The 2,423-nt window shown below is 37.1% G+C and carries 1 protein-coding gene and 1 pseudogene; one reads left to right on the top strand and one right to left on the bottom strand.

All coding sequences use genetic code 11. The features are described from left to right. Positions 1–294: 294 nt before the first annotated feature. Entirely contained in the window at positions 295–1,443 is a 1,149-nt protein-coding gene (locus AC220I_RS21380) for a methyl-accepting chemotaxis protein (protein ID WP_486725896.1), read from the top strand. On the opposite strand, the pseudogene AC220I_RS21375 reads toward AC220I_RS21380, so the two are convergent. Continuing rightward, positions 1,440–2,423, bottom strand: a pseudogene (locus AC220I_RS21375) (deoxyribodipyrimidine photo-lyase); the annotation flags it as partial. The gene AC220I_RS21380 and the pseudogene AC220I_RS21375 sit on opposite strands and share 4 nt — an antisense overlap.

The raw sequence follows: 2,423 nt of genomic DNA, 5'->3' as shown, positions 1-2,423 counted from the left end.
GTAAATGCCGATTAATTTCATAATAATCCATTTATGTTGATCAATCTGTTTTTTATACTTCTCTATCATTTTACCCTTCAATTTAAAGACATTCGTCCGATTTGATTGTAAAATTACAAGGTATGCCTATTCTTATAATTTTACATCAGTTTAACACGATGCTAATTATATACCACTTTGAAATGGGACACAATAGACTTTCTTCTTTCTAAATAATTTTTATGAATCGACCAGATAATCTATTACATTTACAAGTAATGGGTATAAATTACATGTTCATCAAAGGAGGTTCGTATGAAAAACCATATCCAGCGAAATTATTTTTTAGTGGGTGTATTATTTGGCCTTATGTTCCCAATCATGGCAATTACATTAGACCTTATTTTAAAAAAACAAACCCTATCTCTCACGTCATTAGTTTGGATACATAACGAAAACAAGCTGCTATACATGATTGATACCGCGCCCCTCTTTTTAGGCTTATTTGCATTAATTGGTGGTGTCAGCAAAGCAAAGGCAATGGTTCTCCTTGAAGAAAATCAAAAATTGTTAAGTGATATGGCGATTTCCAAACAGGATGTTGTCAAAGTCACAGAGGATCAAGCTTCACTACTAAATAAGCTGTCCCTACGTTCAAGTGAACTCTTAACAAATTTTAGACGGACTCAGAATACCACAGTGGCAATACAAGAAAAGGACCAGCAAATCAAGGGCTATAATGTGGATATTGCCAATGCCATGCTGTCTTTGTCTAATCAAGTGGGTAATGTCAACCATGCAATACAAACATCAATGGATGATCTCGATACACTCAACACCAAATACGATGGCACCTTGAAATTTATGAACACCAACAACCAAACGCTTGAAAAATTAGCATCAGGACTTCAGAATGCCATAGAATCCAATGAAAAGTTGTTTACAGTTTCATCAGAAATTAATCAAGAACTCTCATCAATCTTCCAAATATCAAGTCAAATTCAACTACTGGCACTAAACGCCTCCATTGAAGCTTCACGTGCTGGTGAACATGGCAAAGGTTTTGAAGTTGTTGCAAGTGAAATAAGAAAGCTTTCAATAAATACCGAAACCATTCTGGACAAGATTCAGAAGGTCCAAAATGAACTCAGTTTTGAAATAAATGCAAATAGTGAGCAAAACAAAGCCTTGTCTCGGGATTTAGAAGTGACCCTTTCTTTTTCCAAGCAAAACGCTGATCAACTCACTTCAATTTTGGATTTGATACATCAAATCACAAGCAAGGTTTCTCAAGTGTCTAAAGAGTCAACCCTTCAAAATGAAATTTATAAAAAAGTTGTTGATTTCACTGATGAGTTGAGAACCCAATCTGACGTCCTTTCCAGCCAACTGCAGAACATTTTTGAACAATTAGAAGAGGATACGACCATCGTTGAAACCCTCACCAAGCAAAGTCGCATTTAAAAGTATTTTTTCATGTTAAATTTGCGCTCAAGTCCTTGAGCATTCATATATCTAACCTTACCAAATATCGGCCTTTCTCTCCAAGGCCGATCATGTTTTCCAAATAACCACGCAATGCCAGCATATCCATTGGCATCCCTGCCATCTAGCTCATACTTATCATTGAGATAAATCAATCTTTCAAAGGCTTCCTCAGGTGTCCTTGACCATTCAAGGATCTTTTTCCCCCAATACATTCGCATATAACCATTCATATGACCAGTGGTTACCATTTCCAATTGCGCTGCATTAAAATAGACATCCTCTGTCTTTCCATTTTCTATTTCTTCAAGTGTGTAACACACCCTTGGGTCTAACCTATGAACTTCCAAAGTCTCATATGCCCAATTAGGCAATATCAAAGACAATGGACCCTTATAATTAGAGTTATAATAGACATAGTTAATGGCGAGCGCTCTTCTGACAATCAATTGTTCCACAAAATCATCATTTACAGCATTTGCCTTGAGCATTTCAAGATATATAGTCAGTGGGCTAATCTGGCCGAAATGAAGATACGGGCTTAATCTTGATATATAATCGGCATCAGGTCTACTGTCATATTTGGAAATTCTTTCTCCAAGAAAGTTTGCCAACCTCTTAATGGCTTGGTCTTCACCCCCTTGAAAGTACTGGCTCACTGAAGGTAGTGATTCCAAGTGTCCCAAATGGCATTCTATAAAGGAGGCCACAGAACTTAATGCATCAGCTTTATTGCATGTCTCCAACTCAGTTTTTGTTTTGAGGAAGACTTCAGAATATGACATTTCAACCGGAACTAGGGGAATTTCTTCTATATATTGATTGAGTTGTCTAAGAATGGAGGGTCTTATGGCATAGGCGGCATAGGCCTCCTTTGGATATGCCTGGTCGACTGGAACAATACAATTCGTATCCACCATATGGACCTCTTTTTTAATACGCACCGCCAAATTGCTACG

Source organism: Fusibacter sp., assembly GCF_057447755.1.
The sequence above is the reverse complement of the archived record's forward strand: the minus strand, read 5'-3'. Positions and strand labels throughout refer to the sequence as shown.